The organism is Rhizobium sp. NLR16a (assembly GCF_017948245.1).
GTDB lineage: Bacteria > Pseudomonadota > Alphaproteobacteria > Rhizobiales > Rhizobiaceae > Rhizobium.
Genome location: NZ_CP072865.1, coordinates 1,380,731 through 1,397,524, shown reverse-complemented (window position 1 = coordinate 1,397,524; position 16,794 = coordinate 1,380,731). Strand labels below are relative to the sequence as shown.

Genomic DNA, 16,794 nt, shown 5'->3' with positions numbered 1-16,794 from the left:
GCCTCCTCGAACGAGCCCGACCGGCCGCCGCCAATGGATTAGTCAACCCGCGTCAACACCTGTTCCAGCTTGTCGAAGAATTGCGGCCACCCGCTCCTGGCGCCGCCATAGGCCTGCCGCTGATCCGCCCGAAAACCCGACTGCTCCATTCGCAGATGCGTACCCGCGCCCGTTGGGGTGAGCGTCCAGGTCACGACGGTTTCGAGGCCATAGGCGCCCCAGCTGTAAGCGAGGGTCTTGTGTGGTTCGACTTCCAGAACTCGGCAGTCGACGGCGCCCCAATCGGCGTTGAAGTTGAAGTGATGGTCGACGACCGGCCTGAAGTCGCTTTTCATCAACCACTCTTGGATCAGGTGCGGCTGGGTCAGCGCCCGCCAGATCTTTTCCGCTGGAAAAGGCATTTCCCGCTCGATGACGACGGAACGCGTTTCGGTCGATATGTCTGTCATTGATCCATCCTCTTCAACAAATCTTCGAGCGCATTGAAGCGGCTTTGCCAGAAGCCGGCCATCTCGCTCGTCCAGTCGACGAGCGGCGCAAGCGCTCCGAGCTGCGCGCTATAATGCGTCTGCCGCCCTTCATGACGGTCGCGCACCAGGCCGGCTTGCTTCAGCAGCCCGAGATGCTTCGAAACGACCGGCTGCGAGACCCCGGCCTGCGCCGTCAACGCCCCGACCGTCTTCTCCCCTTCCCGGCACAGCCGCTCGAAAAGCGCGCGCCGGGTGGGATCCGCAAGCGTCCTGAAGAGCACGTCCTGAACGTTCGACATTGAAGACCCATACCCGTAAAGCTATGAATAGACCTATATCCATGGAGGTATACCTATGTCAAGCGACGAACAGAACGCGACAATCGAACGAAAAATGTATTGCCAACCCGTCAATTGATACAACAATCGAAAGGACTACGAATACGGCCATCATAGCCCATCCACTATGAATAATCCCTACTCGCCAGCCACGAGGCTAACCACAGAAACGCCGAAAGCCGCAGACGGCATCCGGCGATACATGCATCTGCGTTCATGAGCCCGAGGCGACTTTCAGGTTGCCGCCATGGCTGCTGCGCCGGCGAAGATCTGTTTGCGGCCGAATTTATTGTTGAAAGCCTGGCAAGCCCGCTCTTGGCGAGCGGACACACGCCTGACATGGCCGCCACCCCGCAGATGCCCAGAAAGATAGCAGCGGCGCCTGGTGAAATGGTGCCCGGAACCGCTATTGGAAGCAGTTCCTCGCCCTCGCCTTGCCCGCTACTTCCCCCGGCGTTCGGCGGCCAGCCGCTCGTGAATGACGGCGGGACCGCCGGCAAGACGTTTCGCAAGCAGGCTCGCCGGATCGACGATGCGCCAATAGGGCGTCACCATCGAAGGTGGTTCGCCCTTCTCCAGTTCACCGACGGACAGGTCGGCAATCGCACGCAAATGCCGCTGCACCGTCACCGGACAGCAGGCGTCCGCTCCGTATTGGGCAGCGAGACGGCGGCGCAGAACGCCAGCCTCGGTAAGGACACCTTCAGGCGCCAACCGAATCTGCTCTGCGACCATCTTCTGAGACGGAATAAGCATCGCCTGCGTGCCGCTGCGGCCTTTGCGGCGCGGCTCGATTCTTGGAATTTCGCTCATGTCACCCCCAGTAACATTGTGATTCGTTCCATCTAGGGCTCGGCCGATCGGCGACCAGCCTCAAAGAAGCAATCGAAAGGAAGTCCGTCTTCACGGCTTTTCTGCTTGCGCCGTTTCAGTTAATCCTCAGGGCCTCTCACTCTGGATAAGGATAGGAACATATGGCTAAAGTCGCGTTCATCGGTCTCGGCGTCATGGGCTTCCCCATGGCCGGTCATCTGAAGACAAAGGGCGGCCACGATGTCACCGTCTACAATCGCACGGCCGAAAGAGCTGCTGCCTGGGCCGAGAAATTCTCCGGCAAATCCGCCCCCACTCCGGCCGAGGCAGCGGAAGGTGTCGATTTCGTCTTCGTCTGCGTCGGCAATGACGACGATCTCCGCTCGGTCACCTCAGGCGAAAACGGCGCCCTGCACGGCATGAAGCCGGGTTCGGTGCTGATCGATAACACCACCGCCAGCGCCGAGGTCGCCCGCGAGCTTTATGCCGCGGCAAAGGAAAAGGGTGTGGATTTCATCGACGCTCCGGTCTCTGGCGGCCAGGCCGGCGCCGAAAACGGAGTGCTGACCGTCATGTGCGGCGGCGATGAAGCCGTCTTCGAGAGAGCCCGGCCGGTGATCGACGCCTATGCGCGTATGGTCGGCCTGATGGGGCCAGCTGGCTCCGGACAGCTTACCAAGATGGTCAACCAGATCTGCATCGCTGGCCTCGTCCAGGGGCTTTCAGAAGCGCTGCACTTCGGCAAGCGCGCCGGCCTCGATATTGAAAAGGTCGTCGAGGTAATCTCGAAAGGCGCGGCCGGCTCCTGGCAGATGGAAAATCGCCACAAGACCATGAACGCCGGCAAATATGATTTCGGCTTCGCGGTCGACTGGATGCGGAAAGACCTTGGCATCGTGCTCGCCGAAGCCCGCAGCAACGGCGCCAAGCTGCCGGTCACCGCCCTCGTCGACCAGTTCTACGGCGATGTGCAGGCGATGGGCGGCAATCGTTGGGACACTTCTTCGCTGCTCGCCCGGCTTGAGAAATGATCGGTCGCTCTTCCGATCCGGCTGAACTGATCGCGCATCTCGAAACGCTGCGCTCGGAGGAAAATGCCGCTGGAATGGCGCGATTCGGCATCGTCACCGACCGCGCCCTCGGAATTTCCAATGCTGATATCAGGGCGGTCGCCAGATTGGCGAAGAGGAATCACCTCAGGGCAATGCAGCTCTGGCGAAGCAATATTCGCGAGGCTCGGCTGCTCGCTCTCTATACCGCCGAGCCGAAGCGGCTGACGCCGGAAGAAGCCAGAAACTGGGCTCATGATTTCGACTCCTGGGAAGTCGTCGACTGCGCCGCCGATCTCTTCGTCGAGGCGGGCCTGGACGAGCTCATTCCTGAATTCGCTGCAGACGAGCGCGAATTTGTTCGTCGCGCCGCCTTCGCCATGATCGCGGGCGCCGCCGTACATCGAAAGGGCGCTACCGATACGGCCATCCTCTCCTGGCTGCCTGTGATCGAGGCGCATTCCGGCGATTCCCGCAACTTCGTACGCAAGGCGGTCAATTGGGCACTGCGCAGCATCGGCAAGCGCAATCGCGCCTGCCATGGACCGGCACTGGGGTTGGCGAAGCTGTTGGCTGAACGTCCAGATAAAACCGCCCGCTGGATCGGCAGGGATGCGGTCAGGGAGCTGAGCGGTGAAAGGCTGTTGGCACGGCTGAAATAGCGCGATGCGTCCCAGACTGAGGCTGTCGCCTCGTCGTCAATGACGCTTGGATTTTTCCACCACAAAATCGATGAGCACTCTGACCGCCGGCGGCATGCACTTGGCGGTTGTGAAGACGATATGGAACTGGCTTTCTTCCGACTGCCATTCCGGCAGCACCCGCACCAGCCCGCCGGCCTGCAGATCCGCCTCACACGCGCTTTCGAGCAGAAGTCCGAAGCCGAGGCCGGCGAGGGCTGCATCGAGAATGGCGGTCACGCTGCGGCAGGTCAACCTCGGCTGATGCCGGATTACCCGTTTGTCGTCATTCGGAGCGATGAGCTCCCAGGTATGGAACGACACCCACGGGGTCATCGCCAGCGTCGGAAGGTCGGCGAGCTCGTCGACGCAATTTTCAACCGCCGATACGTTCGATGAGCTACGGACTTGCGACCAGAACGCGCCGCGCCCGGTCGAGCTTGCGCATCGTCCGGCTCGTCTGTGTCTCCGGCTCGCTGGTCGCCCTCACCTCAAGATCGATTCGTTGATGAGGTCGGCGGGGCGGTCGGAGCCGATAATCTGCAGCTTTATCTTCGGAAAGCGTTCGAGGAATTCAGGCAGGATACCTCCGACCGAAATGTCGACCAGACCTAGCGGGCAGCCCGTCCGCACCACGCCCGGCGGGTCGGATTGACCCTCGGTGACGATCGATTTGGCGGGGTCGGCCTCCTGCAGAATGGTCTGGCATCTTTCGTAAAAAGCTTGACCGATCTCTGTCACCCGGAAGTGACGGGTCGAACGCTCTATGAGCCGTGCGCCAAGCCCATCCTCAAGTCGGCTGACCCGCCTGCTCAATTTTGAGCGCGGTATTTTGAGATTGCGACTTGCAGAAGCAAAACCACCGCTGGAGACGACGGCTGCAAATAATAATAGTCGTTGAGATCGTCCATACGAACAAGCTGTCCGAGAGTAGGAATGAATGCCGCCCCCCGAAAGGGCTGTATCCTCTCTCCACCAAAGCTGTAATCACATTGTCGGTATTGGATTTTCTTTCCACGACCCGTCGCGGCAACGCCAATCAATGGCCAACGGTCAATCCAAACTCTCTTGAGAATAAGCATGGCCTTAAGCAAGGCCGACAGGATGCCGACGTGCGATACACAACATGCCGGTTCGGCTTACCTGGATGACGCTCCGGAAAGACAGCCACAAGAGCGCGTCTCAAAAACGCTGCAAGGACGGTCCGGCAGGGAAGACCGGACCCGTCCCCGTAGCTGATCGGAGGTCACTCGGATCAGAAACTGATTGAAGCGTCCCCGGTCTGAAGACCGGGGACACTCACCAAGTGGATTAGAACGAACGCTGCAGGCGGAAGTAGCCCGAGGTAGAGTCGTCAGCGTCTTCCGGATCGAGGTACTGAACCGAAGCCTTGGCGTAGAAGTTGTCGACGATCTGGTAATCAACCGTCAGACCAACCTTCCAGGCATCACCACCGCTGAAGTCGTCGCCGGAGACATAGTAGTCGCCGTAGTACTGGACGCCGGGGGTGATCTTGAGCTTGTCGGTTGCCTTGATAGCGTATTCGGCAGCGACAGCCCATTCAGCTGCGGAGTAGTAGGAGTTCGGGCCGGAAGAATATACGGCAGCGAGGCCGAGCGTGCCGGGGCCGATGTCAACCGTACCCATTGCGCGGATAGCGCCGTCTTCGTTGTCGAAGTCCCAACCGCCGGTGAGCTGGTAGCTGAAGGCACCTGCCTTGCCGCCGAGACCGAAGGCAACGCCGACGTTGTTCGGGCCTTCGCCAGACTTGTAGAAGCCATCTTCCAGTTCGTCGACGCTGAGACCAGCGTAGAAGTCGCCGCTTTCGTACTGATAGCGGATGGAGTTGTGCAGCGTTACGATCGAGCCGATGTCGTCGGTTTCACCCGAAAGACCATCGTCCCACCAGCTGTAGAAGAGACCGGCCCGGAAGCCCGCCACGTCGAGGTAAGCGGAGTCGAGAATAGCTTCCTGGTCGGAGGCATTGTCAGCATTGAACTGCATGACGATGACGCCGGTCAGCGGACCATACTCGGTGTCGCTCTTGGCCGTGAACTGAACCTGACCGCGGGTCTTGGCATCCCAATCCGAATCGTTGCTGGCCGAGCCATTGAGCGGCTGATCACCAACGTCGACCTGGAAACGGATGTAGCCTTCGATCTTGAGGCAAGTTTCGGTGCCGGGGATGTAGAAGTAGCCGGTGCCGTAAGCGTCGCAGACGCGAACATATTCAACCGGTTCCGGCTCGGCAGCAACAATAGCGTCAGCTGCAAGAACCGGCGTCGATGCAGCAAATGCTGCTGCTGATGCGAGCAAAACCATTCTGATGTTCATTTACCAATCCATTCCTTTGTCGATCGGGGCTGACGTCTCATCGGGTAGTCAATTCGAAGCCGGCCCAGTTTGAACAGCCATCTCGGCGTGCGGATCGATCGAACCGCCAAACCGTCATCACATAGAAGCCTCAATCAAGCAATTCGAGATACATGCGCGGTGGGTCGGCGAGAGCAACTTTCGCTACGGACGTGATTTTTATACAACAATTTCAAAAAATTACGCGAAAAAAAACGCACAAAGCAGCCCCGCGAGGGAACCTCCCTCGCAAGCCGCAAACGCTATGCGCCAATGTCAAATTCTCCACCGTTCGACCCCCGCCGAACACAATGGTGAAGCACATAAACTCTACCGCCGACTGTTCAACCTATACAAGGTAGCGGTGTAGAACATGGTGTCCTGATTTCGATACCAATGAGTCAAAATGATGACATGGCGCTTATTGATGCCACACATCATAGCCTTGCAATCGTTACCAGGCTATATGTTTCTCCACCACTTTGGTGAAACTGGAGCGTTTTTTCGCGATTTTTCCGGCTTTTTTTTGCAGTGAGGGCCACTTTCTTCCGAAAGTCGCTTCCGAACGCCGCATTCCCGCATGCGAGCGAATCGCGTCAAGGCCCCCGATTCGTGGCGAGTACCACGCGGCATATGCGACTGCCGGCCAGCGGCTCGTCGCAACCTATCGGCGATTTCAATCCTCGTTGGATTTGGCGTTCTCAAGAATCATGTAGTCGAGCGGCAGCTGCGTCGAATACTTGATCTGCTCCATCGCAAAGGCAGAGGAGACGTCGCGAATCTCGATCTTGGCGATCATCCGCTTATAGAAGGCGTCGTAGGCGGCGATATCGGGCACGACGACTCGCAGGAGATAGTCGACGTCACCGCTCATTCTGTAGAATTCGACCACTTCGGGAAATTCGGCAACCACCTCGGAAAAGCGGCGCAGCCACTCGATCGAATGGGTGGCGGTGCGAATCGATACGAAAACCGTGACCTTGGTATTGACCTTCTCCGGATCGAGAATGGCGACCCGACGCTTGATGACACCATCTTCCTCCATTTTCTGAATGCGCCGCCAGCATGGCGTCGTCGAAAGCCCCACCTTCTTGGCGAGGTCGGCAACGGCAAGGGTCGAATCTTCTTGCAGCAGACGCAGTATTTTTCGGTCGAGGCGGTCCATGCGCACGTCAGTCCTTTCGAATTATTTTCTTTGTATAACCCGATTCCGCACAACGAAAAGAATTTTTTTTCAGGAAAGCAGCGTTTTCACCCGCTCCCGCAGGATAGGAAGCAATTCTTGCTCGAACCAGGAATTGCGTTTCAGCCAGCCGCTGTTGCGCCAGCTCGGATGCGGCAACGGCAGCACCGCCGGCGACCGGCCAGACAGCAGACTGTCGCGCCACGCTCGCACCGTCTCGCTCATATTGCCTCGCCTGTCGTCAGCCATATGCCAGGACTGCGCATACTGGCCGATGACCAGCACCAGCTCGATCTGCGGCATTGCCGCAATCACCCTTTGCCGCCAGACCGGAGCGCATTCACGGCGTGGAGGCAGGTCCGCGCCTTTGTCGTCGTAGCCGGGAAAGCAGAAGCCCATCGGCACAATGGCGAACCGGGCGCGGTCGTAAAAGCTTGCTCTGTCAACGCCGAGCCATGATCGCAACCGGTCGCCCGATGCATCGTCGAACGGCAGACCGCTCTCATGCACCCGAAGGCCGGGCGCCTGCCCGGCGATCAGGATGCGCGCGCTCGAAGAGATCACCGCCACCGGTCTGGGTTCGTGCGGCAGCCGGTGCTCAGGACCTTTCGCCGGGGTATCGCGACAGATGCGACAGGCCGCAATTTCCCGCCGCAGAGTTTCCAGCTCAGCTTCGTCGGTCATCGCTTTACTCCCATCCAACGATCCGCCCGATGAAGCGCAGCGCGTCGCCGGAACCGGATTCGTGGCGGGCATGATCACGCACATCGCGCGGCCGCTCGAAAGTCCCGGCCCACAGCCCCGCTTTCGCCCGTTTCGCCTCGATCTCTTCCTTGCCGTAACCACCATAGGAAACAGCCATGCCTCGGCGCACCATGCCGGCATTGATGTCGCCGCCCGTCGCATTCCGACAGACGACAAGCAGCCTGTCGTAGCGGTCGCGCCGGTCGCCCTGGCAAAGCGTTCCCGATGCCAGCACCATCTCCTGCAGCGCCTCCCGCGCCACGCGCCCGCAAGCCCAGGCCTTTCCCGCCCGTTCGCAGCTCTGGCTAAGCTCGGGCGCGTCAATGCCTTCGAGGCGGAAGCGCTCTCCGCCCAATGTCAGACTGTCGCCATCGGCAGCATGAAAGGCGCCTGCACGCTTGATTGTTGCTCTGTCGTTGATCTTGGCAGCAATCAGCGCCAGGAGCACCAGCATGGCAAAAGCGGTCACGCCGTCACGAATCAGGCGCAGGCCACGTGTCACGCTTTCGCCTCCTTAAAAAACAAATCCTTGGCAAAGATGGCAAACATCTTCTTAAGAATTGCCGGTTAAGCTCTTATCCACCCAGGGGTGAAGTTTCAACGTGCACATGAGTACCGGCGTAAGCACATCGACCGACAAGATTATCGTCGACAGGTCGCGCAGCCACCGCAACAAGGCCGTTTCCAAGGCCGTGCGGCAAACGCGCGAACGCCTGCAGTCCGGTCATGCGTCCAATTCCGCCTTCGACCGTGACGTACTCAAGATGTATATAGCGTCGATGCTGCAGGGCGCGACGATCATGCCGCTCTTCGTCGTCATCATCACCGCCCTTGGCGTCTATTTCACTGAAGATACCCAATTGCTCTTCTGGGCGCTGCTGACGCTCAGCTGTCACACCGGCAACATCCTGCTCGCCCGGCGCGCGCGCCGACAGGAGATCACCTCCGAGAGCGCCCGCAAATGGCGCCGCCTGCTGCTCGCCGGCCATTTCCTGGTCGGCTGCTGCTGGGCCGTCTTCGCGCTGCAGGGCTGCGACGCCTGCGAGCCGTCGAGCTTCATTCTCTATAAGGGCGCAACATTGCTGATTGCGCTTTCCGTCACGGCGATGTCGAACTTCATGCTGACGCCGGCCGTACTGGTCGCTTTCGCGCCAGCGGTCCTGGCGCTTGGCGCCAAGAGCGGCCTGTCGCGCGACCTCCTCGAAATCAGTCTGACCGGGCTTTTCACCACCACCCTCGTCTTCTTCAACTATATCAGCGACCGGCTCTTCAAATCGAACCTTAGGATCCTCTCCTACCAGTCGGAGAAGGACGACCTGATCGCCGAGCTGGAAGTGGCGAAATCAATGTCAGATGAGGCGCGCCGCCGCGCCGAAGAGGCAAACCTCGCCAAGTCCCGCTTCCTTGCCTCCATGTCGCACGAGCTCAGGACTCCGCTCAATGCCATCCTCGGCTTCTCCGAGGTGATGTCGGCCGAAGTCATGGGACCACTCGCCAATCCGACCTACAAGGAATATGCCGGTGATATCCATCGCTCCGGCCAGCATCTGCTCGATCTCATCAACGAAATCCTCGACCTGTCGCGCATCGAGGCCGGCAAATACGAACTGAGCGAGGAAGCGATCTCGTTGCTCGATATCACCGAGGATTGCATCGGCATGGTCCAGCTGCGCGCCCGCGCCAAGAACATTGCCATTTCGGATCAATTCGAGCGGCAGTTGCCGGCTATCTGGGCCGACGAGAAGTCGATGCGCCAGGTGGTGCTCAACCTACTCTCCAATGCCGTCAAATTCACGCCGCAGGGCGGCGAAATCCACGTCAAGGTAGGCTGGACGGCCGGCGGCGGACAATACATCTCGATCAAGGACAACGGCCCCGGCATTCCCGAAGAAGAGATTCCCGTCGTCCTCTCGGCCTTCGGCCAGGGCTCGATCGCCATCAAGAGCGCCGAACAAGGCACCGGCCTCGGCCTGCCGATCGTTCAGGCGATACTTGCCAAGCATGACGGACAGTTCCTGCTGAAATCGAGGCTGCGTGAAGGCACCGAGGTCATCGCCATCCTGCCCGCCAAGCGCGTGCTCCAGAGCCTGCCGGCCGTCGAAGAGGCTCAGGCTGTCACGCGCAAGCGCAAGAGTTTTGCCTAATGCATGTAGTCCGGAAGTTTTCGGCGGTTCCAGGATAACGACATGCATAAAACAAGGAGCTAAAGCGCGTCGCATGAATCAAGTTTCACGCGACGCGCTTTAGTTCAACTGAAAAACAGGTGCTTGCCGAGAACGAATCCGAGATAGAGGCAGCAGGCGGCGATCATGCAGGTCACCGCAAAGGAACCGAGATCCTTGGCATGTTTGCCGACGATCGAAATCTCCGGTGAAATCCGGTCGATCACTTCTTCGACGGCGGTATTCATCGCCTCCATCGAAAACAGCCCGAGGAACAGCAGCACCGCGACGACGATCTCACCGAAAGTGGCGCCCACCAGCACCAGTGCCGCCAGCGAAATGAGGAAGAAACCGAGCTCCTGGCGGAAGGCCGCCTCTTTCAGCACGCGCAGGAAACCTGCCCAGGAATAGCTGGCCGCGGCGATGAAATGTCGAAATCCGGTCTGCTTCGTCACCGCGGGCTTTGTCAAGATTGATCCCTCAGAGCATGTCGCGCAGAAGTGTGCAGCGGTTTTGCGATAACGACATGCGTAAAACAAGGATTTAAAGCGCGGGCCAAGCGAATCTGAAAGATCGCGACGCGCTTAATGCTTGTTGCTCACGCCTGCCTGGGCAAACGTCGCCATGCCGGAATGGCAGGCAGCGGCGGCCTTGACGATGCCGGCGGCAAGCGCCGCACCAGTGCCTTCGCCAAGCCGCATGCCGAGCGCCAGAAGCGGCGTCTTGCCGAGCATCTCGATTGCGCGCAGGTGGCCGGGCTCGCTGGAGACATGGCCGATCAGGCAATGATCGAGCGCGGAGGGGTTGGCGGCTCTCAGAATCGCCGCCGCGGCAGTCGCGACATAACCGTCGATCAGCACCGGGATGCGCTCCATCCGGGCGGCAAGGATGGCACCGGCCATCGCCGCGATCTCGCGGCCGCCAAGCCGGCGCATGATCTCCAGGGGATCGTCGAGATGGTCGCTATGCAGTTCCACCGCCTTTTCCACCGCCGCGATCTTGCGCTCCAGCATCTCGCCTTCCGAACCGGTGCCGGGTCCGACCCAGTCGCGCGCCGACCCGCCGTAGAGCGCATAGTTGATCGCCGCCGCAATCGTCGTGTTGCCGATTCCCATCTCGCCGATGCAGAGCAGGTCGGTGCCGCCGGCGATCGCCTCCATGCCGAAGGCCATGGTCGCGGCGCAGTCGCGCTCGGAAAGCGCCGCCTCCTCGGTGATGTCGCCCGTGGGGTAATCGAGCGCGAGATCGAAAACTTTCAGCCCGAGATCATAGGCCACGCAGATCTGGTTGATCGCAGCTCCCCCTGCTGCAAAATTCTCGACCATCTGCTGCGTCACCGCGGGCGGAAAGGGTGTGATGCCCTGTCTGGTGACGCCGTGATTGCCGGCGAAGATCGCCACCAGCGGCCGGTTGACGGCAGGTTGACGACCTGTCCAGGCGGCAAGCCAGAAGGCAATCTCCTCAAGCCGTCCGAGCGCGCCCGGCGGCTTGGTCAGCTGCGCGTCGCGTTCGCGTGCGGTCACCAGTGCGCGGGCATCCGGCCCAGGCAGGTCCCGGAGCAGGGTACGGAAATCGTCGAAGGGCAGGCCTGAAACGCTCATCGGTGCGTATTCCTATGAATCGGCTATTCTTGTTTTTTTGACGCAAATCAGCTTCTTTGCGGTGGCTCTCTCTTAAAGCCGGCGGACGAAGCGAACAACATCAAAAGCGCCGCAGCCCCTCCGGCAGAACGAAACAGAATGAAGATCAAGGATTATGCGGTCGATACCGCCCGCGCCGTCGCCTTTCTGAGCCGCCTTCCGATGCCGCCAGCCCTGTTCAAAGGCTATGACGGCAGCCTCGGCCGCCTGGTGCGCGCCTTTCCCCTCGCGGGCCTGATCATTGGCTTCTTCCCGGCGCTCGCCCTCTTGCTTCTTTCAGGCTCGCGCGCCGACCCGCTGATGGCGGCGCTGCTCGCGCTTTCCGTCCAGGCTCTTGCCACCGGCGCGCTGCACGAAGACGGCTTGGCCGATACGGCCGACGGTATCGGCGGCGGCAGGAGCCGCGAACAGAGCCTCATCATCATGAAGGACAGCCGGATCGGCACCTATGGCGCGATAGCGCTGATTCTTTCCTTCGCGCTCCGTGCGGCCGCACTCGCCGCCATTGTCCGCCAGTCCTCGCCACTCGCTGCAGCGCTTGCCGTTGCCGCCGTCGCAGCGCTCAGCCGTGGCGCTATCGCCTGGCATTGGCAACGGCTGCCGCCGGCAAAGGCCGATGGCGTGGCCGCCTCGACCGGCCAGCCGAATGAGGCGGCGATGCATTTTGCGCTCGTCTCGGCCGGTCTGCTTGCGGCACTTCTGATCTGGCCGGCATTCGGCCTGCGACCGCTCGTCGCCAGCTTGCTCGCCACCGGTTTCGCAGGATTCGCCTTCACCGCCATCATCCGCCGCAGGCTTGCCGGCCACACCGGCGATACGCTGGGCGCGACACAGCAGATTTGCGAAATAGCCATCCTTTGCGCCCTTGCCGCAGCTCTTTGAAACTCCGATATATCAGCCATGCAAGCACCCTGCATTCACGTCTGCTCCATGGTTTCAGCCACCGGTTTCTGCGCCGGCTGCGGCCGCACTCTTCAGGAAATCGGTGGCTGGATGAACTATACCGATGCCGAACGACGGGGGATCATGGCGCAGCTGGTGGCAAGGCTTTCAGGTACCGTCCCGGCTTTGAACCGGGCGGGATCAAACGTCGCCGGCGGGCCGGAGCGGCCTTTATGATCCGTTTCATCCTCTTGCTCCTCGTCATCGTCATTGGCCTCGCCGTGCTGATCGTCAACAATGACAGCGGCCGCATCCTCGGCCTGCAGAGCGATGAATTCGGCCGCTTCATCTATCTCCTGCCGATCGCGCTGATGCTGTCGGCCGGCATTTGGGGTAGCCGACAAAATGTCGGTGAAACCATGCGCCAGTTGATGATCTGGTTCGTCATCATCCTGGCGCTCGCAACCGTCTACCTCTATCGCCAGGAAGCGCTCGGCGTCGGCAACCGGCTGCTTGCCGGCCTCATTCCCGGCCGTGCCGTCGTCGTCACGACGAGCCAAGGCGGCCAGGAAGTCATCCTGCACAAGCTGCTGAACGGCCATTTCGAAGCCGATGTCGGTGTGAATGGCCAGACCGTCGAAATGCTCGTCGATACCGGCGCCAGCATGGTGGCGCTCTCGCATGAAGATGCCGCAAGAATCGGTATCGACCTCTCCCGCCTCACCTATTCCATGACCGTCATGACCGCCAACGGTCGCAGCCGCGCCGCCCCCGTCACGCTCGACCAGGTGGCGATCGGTCCGATCGTCCGCAACAATGTCGCAGCCAGCGTCGCCGAGGACGGCCGGCTTGACCAGAGCCTGCTCGGCATGAGCTTCCTGGAAACGCTGGGCTCCTTGCAGATGCAGACGGACGAATTGCGCATGCGGGATTGATCCGGCAGAACAAGTCATACCCCCGATCCGCTCTCGGCCGGCTCTCCATTGGGAACACCGACCGCAAGTCGCCGGTCGACAAAAGCTGTAAAAAACGCTGCCGATAAGGCAAGTGACGCCGATGTCAGCAACAACGCGAACAGTGTCGACACTGCGCCTGCCTCCCGGAGAAACAGCCCGGCGATCGAAGCGATCAGGGCGGCGCCGGCGATCGACATGGCAGCGGCAAGGCCCGCAGCGGTGCCGGCGAAATGGCCGCGAACCGACATCACGCCCAGATTGGCGGCCGGAAAGGTCAAGCCATTGCCGATGCCGATGAATATACAGGGTCCGAAAAATCCCAGGACATGCGTGACGCCCGAGATCGATAGGACCAGCCCCAGCAGCAGCCCCATGCACGTCGATAAACGCGCAATGACGAGCGTGGTGCTGAGCGATTTCCTCGTCAATCGGCCAGCGAGATAACTGCCCAGAATGAATCCCGCCGGAACCATTCCCATGAAGAAGCCCAGTTTCGCGCTCGATCCGCCGAGCGAGGAACTGACGGCCAGGGATGCGCCCCCAAGAAAGATATAGAGAGTGCCGGTGGAGCAGGCCATGCACAGCGTATAGGCCCAAAACCGCGCCGAACCGAGAAGCTGCCGGTAGGACGCAAGGTAATTGCCTTTCGGTCTCGACGCGAGCCCGGCTGTTTCTTTCAGCTCGCGCATGGATATGGCGAGGATGGCTGCGCCTATCAGCGCAAGAGCGACGAAGATCGTCCGCCATCCGAACGCTTCGTCCAGAATGCCGCCGACGCTCGGGCCGAGCATCGGCGCAATAGCCCATCCCATGGCGGCGTAGCCGATCCTGTTGGCGGCCCCGCGCTCGCCAGCCGTCTCCTTGATGGCGACGAGAGCAACGCAGAAGCAGGCGGCGATCGACGCCTGCATCACACGAAACAACAGGAAGATGGCGATATCGGGCGCCAGCGCGCAGCCGATCGACGCGACGATGAAAATGGAAACGGCGATCAGCGCGACCGGCCGGCGCCCATAGCGATCGGACATCGTGCCGGCGACAATTTCCGTCAGGGCATTGATGATCGCGTAGCCCGCGACCGAAAGATTGACGAGCGCGAAGTCGGCCTGGAACGTGGCGGCGATATTTGGCAGCGCCGGCAGACATATATTGATCGGCAATACCGAGAGCGCCGTCAGCAGGAGAAGGATCGCACGTCGGGGCGTCGCGGTCGAAATCGCAGCCGCTTCTTCGGTCAGGCGGCTACCGGAAGTCTGCGCAGAATTGTCGCGTGACATGGTCTCGTCCATGGTGTGAGGGAGATTGTGGGAATCTGACGAGGCGCAGCGCAAATTCAGGGCACAAAAAAAGCCCCGTCAGGAGCTCGATTTACCGCGCATGGGACTGATCGCCGGATGGTTACACCATCCTGCCCATGCGCCCTATCACCACCGCAAGAACCATCGCGATCTTCATGGCCGTTACTGCTAGACAGAAATTTCAACATCGTCAACGTGCGGTTTCAATGCTCGTTGAAGATGCAAGCCGAAGAGCCCGCGCCGGCGCGATGCGGCTTTTCACGCTCTTTGCTTATGGCGTCCCAGTCTCAAAACTCGCCCCGATCTGGAGCTGCAACGTGCTGGTGACGCTGGCGATCGGCGCAGTCTTTCTCGGCGAAGCCTCCGAGCTCAACATGGCGCGGCTCGCAGCCGGCATCGTTTTCATCCTGTCGGGCGCCCTGCTCGTCAGCAGTGTCTGACAGCAATTGCGGCTGGATCGCCTTTATTGATATCCTGCCTTCGCGCAAATGCCGGAGCCCGACATGACCCCACGACAACTGAAGACTTTCCTTGCCGTAATGCGGCACGGAAACCTCACGCGCGCCGCCGCAGAGGTCAATCTCGCTCAGTCGAGCCTCAGTGACCAGATCCAGGCGCTCGAAGAGGAGATGGGCGTTGAACTCTTCCTCCGCTCCCGGCAGGGCGTCGCTCCCACACCGGCAGGCATGGCACTGAAGGCCTATGCGGAAGAGATCCTGGCGCTGAACGACGAGGCGCAGACGGCCGTCCGCGTTGCCGCCGACATTTCCGAATCCTCTGTCACCCTGGGCACGCTCGAAACCATTGCCGCTGAAAGGCTGGCGCCCTGGCTCTCCCTCCTCCGCCGGCAAAATCCCGATCTCGGTCTCAAGCTCAAGGTCGGCGGCAGTGGCGAGTTGCATGCGAAATTACAGCATGGCTCAGTTGATATCGTCTTCACCTTCGATCGCGGCCAGCAGGACGAGCGCTTCGTGACACGCCGCATCGCCAGCGAGCCGCTGGTGCTGATTGCCGCCGGCAGATCGCAAACCCCGCCGCCGGAAAACCTCGCAGCCCTACGCAGCGCCCCGTTCATCGCAACCGCGGCCGGCTGCATCTATCGCCACCTGCTCGATACCGCCTTTGCCGAAGCGGGTTTAGGTGCGCCGGCCATTGTCGCAGAGGCCGACAGCATCGCAACGATCATCCGGCTCGTGGCATCAGGCGCCGGCCACGGCCTAGTCCCGAGCCTTGCGGTGGGGCCGTCCATTGCGCGCGGCGATGTCGTCGAACTGTCATGGCCCGGCCGACCGCTGGCAGCCTCGCTGGTGATGATGTGGCGACGCCGGCGCGTCCAGCCGCCGCAGATCTCTTTCCTTCTGCAATCGGCCAGCGAACATCTTTCGCCGATCAGACCAGCCGATGCCCGCCTTCGACATGCAGGGTAGTTCCCGTGGTGAAGCTATTGCCGATCAGGAAGCGGATCGCATCGGCGATATCCTCGGGCTGCCCAACCCGCCCAGCCGGCAGGCGCTGCGCCATCGCATCCAGCCGCGCCTGCTTGGCGTCACCGGCAACGAAGCTCCAGATCGGCGTGTCCACCCAGCCGGGCGAGACCGCATTGACGCGGATCGGCGCCAGTTCGACGGCAAGCGCCCTGACCAGGCCTTCGAGTGCCGCGTTGACGGCCGCGACCACCGATCCGCGCGCGAGCGGCCGATAGGCGGCAATACCTGAGGTGTAGGTGATCGAACCTGAGGACGGCAGTCGGGAGGCGCCATATTTCGCCAGCAGCAGCGGCCCGTAGAACTTGCTCTGGACCACCTTTTGCGCGGCCGTCAGCTCGAGCGACGACAGCAGCTGATAGGCTCCTTCGATTTCCGCCGCCGTGCTGACGATATGATCGACCGGTCCGCTCTCCCGAAACAGCGCCGCGACCTCCTCCTCCTGGCCCAGGTCGACGATATGCGTTCCGAGTTTCGGGTGGTCGCCGAGATGACGGCAAGCTGCCGCAAGTTTCTCCTGACCGCGCCCGGCAATCGTCACCGACGCCCCCTCATCGAGCAGACGCCGGGCAAGCGCAAGCCCCATGCCGGAACTGCCGCCGACAATTATCACCTTCTGACCTTCGATGTTCATAACAGCTGTCTCGCCTCTCCATTGGGATGAGACAGCAGATGCCTTCGCCGGACGCGAAAGAAAAACGGAAGAAGCCGATAGCACAATCGGCTTCTCCGATCATCGACGT

19 protein-coding genes and 1 pseudogene are annotated in these 16,794 nt (G+C 60.9%); 8 read left to right on the top strand and 12 right to left on the bottom strand.

Translation table 11 applies throughout. The features are described from left to right. Window positions 1–38 precede the first annotated feature (38 nt). From J7U39_RS06625 to J7U39_RS06615, 3 genes are all read right to left on the bottom strand, one after another. Window positions 39–449: an SRPBCC domain-containing protein gene (locus J7U39_RS06625; protein ID WP_210631024.1), complete on the bottom strand. Its 411-nt coding sequence runs from the start codon at window positions 447–449 to the stop codon at window positions 39–41. Next, entirely contained in the window at window positions 446–769 is a 324-nt protein-coding gene (locus J7U39_RS06620; RefSeq protein WP_011425688.1) for a metalloregulator ArsR/SmtB family transcription factor, read from the bottom strand. Before J7U39_RS06620 ends, J7U39_RS06625 begins: the two co-directional genes overlap by 4 nt. A gap of 480 nt (window positions 770–1,249) precedes the next feature. Further along, on the bottom strand, window positions 1,250–1,621 hold the full coding sequence (locus J7U39_RS06615) for a hypothetical protein (RefSeq protein WP_210631023.1): 372 nt from the start codon (window positions 1,619–1,621) through the stop codon (window positions 1,250–1,252). Window positions 1,622–1,782: 161 nt separating this feature from the next. On the opposite strand from J7U39_RS06615, the gene J7U39_RS06610 reads away from it, so the two are divergent. Further along, a complete protein-coding gene (locus J7U39_RS06610; RefSeq protein ID WP_210631022.1) occupies window positions 1,783–2,652 on the top strand; it encodes an NAD(P)-dependent oxidoreductase in 870 nt (289 codons plus the stop codon). Then, window positions 2,649–3,332, top strand: coding sequence for a DNA alkylation repair protein (locus J7U39_RS06605; RefSeq protein WP_210631021.1), 684 nt, complete (start codon window positions 2,649–2,651; stop codon window positions 3,330–3,332). The genes J7U39_RS06610 and J7U39_RS06605 overlap by 4 nt, the downstream gene beginning before the upstream one ends. A 36-nt stretch (window positions 3,333–3,368) precedes the next feature. Here the strand turns inward: J7U39_RS06605 and J7U39_RS06600 are convergent. The 5 genes and pseudogenes from J7U39_RS06600 to J7U39_RS06580 all read right to left on the bottom strand — a co-directional run bounded on the left by J7U39_RS06600 (window position 3,369) and on the right by J7U39_RS06580 (window position 8,131). Beyond that, window positions 3,369–4,261: pseudogene (locus J7U39_RS06600) on the bottom strand (LysR substrate-binding domain-containing protein). A 400-nt stretch (window positions 4,262–4,661) separates the two neighbouring features. Further along, window positions 4,662–5,684, bottom strand: coding sequence for a porin (locus J7U39_RS06595; protein WP_210631020.1), 1,023 nt, complete (start codon window positions 5,682–5,684; stop codon window positions 4,662–4,664). A gap of 694 nt (window positions 5,685–6,378) precedes the next feature. Beyond that, window positions 6,379–6,867 carry an Lrp/AsnC family transcriptional regulator gene (locus J7U39_RS06590; protein ID WP_004678404.1) on the bottom strand — a complete coding sequence of 163 codons (489 nt, stop codon included), beginning with the start codon at window positions 6,865–6,867 and terminating at the stop codon, window positions 6,379–6,381. A gap of 69 nt (window positions 6,868–6,936) precedes the next feature. Next, the gene (locus J7U39_RS06585) at window positions 6,937–7,569 is read right to left on the bottom strand and encodes a uracil-DNA glycosylase family protein (RefSeq protein ID WP_210631019.1); all 633 of its coding nucleotides are present in this window, start codon (window positions 7,567–7,569) and stop codon (window positions 6,937–6,939) included. A gap of 4 nt (window positions 7,570–7,573) precedes the next feature. After that, window positions 7,574–8,131 (bottom strand): thermonuclease family protein, encoded by a 558-nt coding sequence (locus J7U39_RS06580; protein WP_210631018.1) that lies wholly within the window; start codon window positions 8,129–8,131, stop codon window positions 7,574–7,576. Window positions 8,132–8,237: 106 nt separating this feature from the next. On the opposite strand from J7U39_RS06580, the gene J7U39_RS06575 reads away from it, so the two are divergent. Continuing rightward, entirely contained in the window at window positions 8,238–9,773 is a 1,536-nt protein-coding gene (locus J7U39_RS06575) for a HAMP domain-containing sensor histidine kinase (protein ID WP_210631017.1), read from the top strand. Between the two features lie 104 nt (window positions 9,774–9,877). On the opposite strand, the gene J7U39_RS06570 is transcribed toward J7U39_RS06575, so the two are convergent. Both J7U39_RS06570 and cobT read right to left on the bottom strand, forming a co-directional pair. Continuing rightward, the gene (locus J7U39_RS06570; RefSeq protein WP_210631016.1) at window positions 9,878–10,261 is read right to left on the bottom strand and encodes a diacylglycerol kinase; all 384 of its coding nucleotides are present in this window, start codon (window positions 10,259–10,261) and stop codon (window positions 9,878–9,880) included. Window positions 10,262–10,375: 114 nt separating this feature from the next. Continuing rightward, the gene (gene cobT, locus J7U39_RS06565; protein ID WP_210631015.1) at window positions 10,376–11,392 is read right to left on the bottom strand and encodes a nicotinate-nucleotide--dimethylbenzimidazole phosphoribosyltransferase; all 1,017 of its coding nucleotides are present in this window, start codon (window positions 11,390–11,392) and stop codon (window positions 10,376–10,378) included. A 138-nt stretch (window positions 11,393–11,530) separates the two neighbouring features. On the opposite strand from cobT, the gene J7U39_RS06560 reads away from it, so the two are divergent. Genes J7U39_RS06560 through J7U39_RS06550 form a run of 3 tightly spaced genes read left to right on the top strand, consistent with a single transcriptional unit; the run spans window position 11,531 to window position 13,248 of the window. Continuing rightward, entirely contained in the window at window positions 11,531–12,313 is a 783-nt protein-coding gene (locus J7U39_RS06560; protein ID WP_210631014.1) for an adenosylcobinamide-GDP ribazoletransferase, read from the top strand. Window positions 12,314–12,331: 18 nt separating this feature from the next. Further along, window positions 12,332–12,550, top strand: a complete 219-nt coding sequence (locus tag J7U39_RS06555) for a DUF1289 domain-containing protein (protein ID WP_210631013.1) — start codon at window positions 12,332–12,334, stop codon at window positions 12,548–12,550. Next, window positions 12,547–13,248, top strand: a complete 702-nt coding sequence (locus J7U39_RS06550; RefSeq protein ID WP_210631012.1) for a TIGR02281 family clan AA aspartic protease — start codon at window positions 12,547–12,549, stop codon at window positions 13,246–13,248. The genes J7U39_RS06555 and J7U39_RS06550 overlap by 4 nt, the downstream gene beginning before the upstream one ends. A gap of 14 nt (window positions 13,249–13,262) precedes the next feature. Here the strand turns inward: J7U39_RS06550 and J7U39_RS06545 are convergent, their stop codons facing one another. After that, on the bottom strand, window positions 13,263–14,546 hold the full coding sequence (locus J7U39_RS06545; RefSeq protein ID WP_210631011.1) for an MFS transporter: 1,284 nt from the start codon (window positions 14,544–14,546) through the stop codon (window positions 13,263–13,265). Window positions 14,547–14,773: 227 nt separating this feature from the next. Between J7U39_RS06545 and J7U39_RS06540 the strand changes: the two genes are divergently transcribed. Further along, entirely contained in the window at window positions 14,774–15,007 is a 234-nt protein-coding gene (locus tag J7U39_RS06540) for a hypothetical protein (RefSeq protein ID WP_210631719.1), read from the top strand. A gap of 63 nt (window positions 15,008–15,070) precedes the next feature. Continuing rightward, the gene (locus J7U39_RS06535) at window positions 15,071–15,994 is read left to right on the top strand and encodes a LysR family transcriptional regulator (protein ID WP_210631010.1); all 924 of its coding nucleotides are present in this window, start codon (window positions 15,071–15,073) and stop codon (window positions 15,992–15,994) included. Here J7U39_RS06535 and J7U39_RS06530 read toward each other — a convergent pair. Next, a complete protein-coding gene (locus J7U39_RS06530) occupies window positions 15,957–16,685 on the bottom strand; it encodes an SDR family oxidoreductase (RefSeq protein WP_210631009.1) in 729 nt (242 codons plus the stop codon). The two genes, J7U39_RS06535 and J7U39_RS06530, sit on opposite strands and share 38 nt — an antisense overlap. Between the last annotated feature and the right edge of the window lie 109 nt (window positions 16,686–16,794).

Bases quoted from the DNA above. Each gene is read 5' to 3' on its own strand.
- J7U39_RS06625 (WP_210631024.1), bottom strand. From the start codon at position 449: ATGACAGACATATCGACCGAAACGCGTTCCGTCGTCATCGAGCGGGAA.
- J7U39_RS06620 (WP_011425688.1), bottom strand. From the start codon at position 769: ATGTCGAACGTTCAGGACGTGCTCTTCAGGACGCTTGCGGATCCCACC.
- J7U39_RS06615 (WP_210631023.1), bottom strand. From the start codon at position 1,621: ATGAGCGAAATTCCAAGAATCGAGCCGCGCCGCAAAGGCCGCAGCGGC.
- J7U39_RS06610 (WP_210631022.1), top strand. From the start codon at position 1,783: ATGGCTAAAGTCGCGTTCATCGGTCTCGGCGTCATGGGCTTCCCCATG.
- J7U39_RS06605 (WP_210631021.1), top strand. From the start codon at position 2,649: ATGATCGGTCGCTCTTCCGATCCGGCTGAACTGATCGCGCATCTCGAA.
- J7U39_RS06595 (WP_210631020.1), bottom strand. From the start codon at position 5,684: ATGAACATCAGAATGGTTTTGCTCGCATCAGCAGCAGCATTTGCTGCA.
- J7U39_RS06590 (WP_004678404.1), bottom strand. From the start codon at position 6,867: ATGGACCGCCTCGACCGAAAAATACTGCGTCTGCTGCAAGAAGATTCG.
- J7U39_RS06585 (WP_210631019.1), bottom strand. From the start codon at position 7,569: ATGACCGACGAAGCTGAGCTGGAAACTCTGCGGCGGGAAATTGCGGCC.
- J7U39_RS06575 (WP_210631017.1), top strand. From the start codon at position 8,238: ATGAGTACCGGCGTAAGCACATCGACCGACAAGATTATCGTCGACAGG.
- cobT (WP_210631015.1), bottom strand. From the start codon at position 11,392: ATGAGCGTTTCAGGCCTGCCCTTCGACGATTTCCGTACCCTGCTCCGG.
- J7U39_RS06560 (WP_210631014.1), top strand. From the start codon at position 11,531: ATGAAGATCAAGGATTATGCGGTCGATACCGCCCGCGCCGTCGCCTTT.
- J7U39_RS06555 (WP_210631013.1), top strand. From the start codon at position 12,332: ATGCAAGCACCCTGCATTCACGTCTGCTCCATGGTTTCAGCCACCGGT.
- J7U39_RS06550 (WP_210631012.1), top strand. From the start codon at position 12,547: ATGATCCGTTTCATCCTCTTGCTCCTCGTCATCGTCATTGGCCTCGCC.
- J7U39_RS06545 (WP_210631011.1), bottom strand. From the start codon at position 14,546: ATGTCACGCGACAATTCTGCGCAGACTTCCGGTAGCCGCCTGACCGAA.
- J7U39_RS06540 (WP_210631719.1), top strand. From the start codon at position 14,774: ATGCTCGTTGAAGATGCAAGCCGAAGAGCCCGCGCCGGCGCGATGCGG.
- J7U39_RS06535 (WP_210631010.1), top strand. From the start codon at position 15,071: ATGACCCCACGACAACTGAAGACTTTCCTTGCCGTAATGCGGCACGGA.
- J7U39_RS06530 (WP_210631009.1), bottom strand. From the start codon at position 16,685: ATGAACATCGAAGGTCAGAAGGTGATAATTGTCGGCGGCAGTTCCGGC.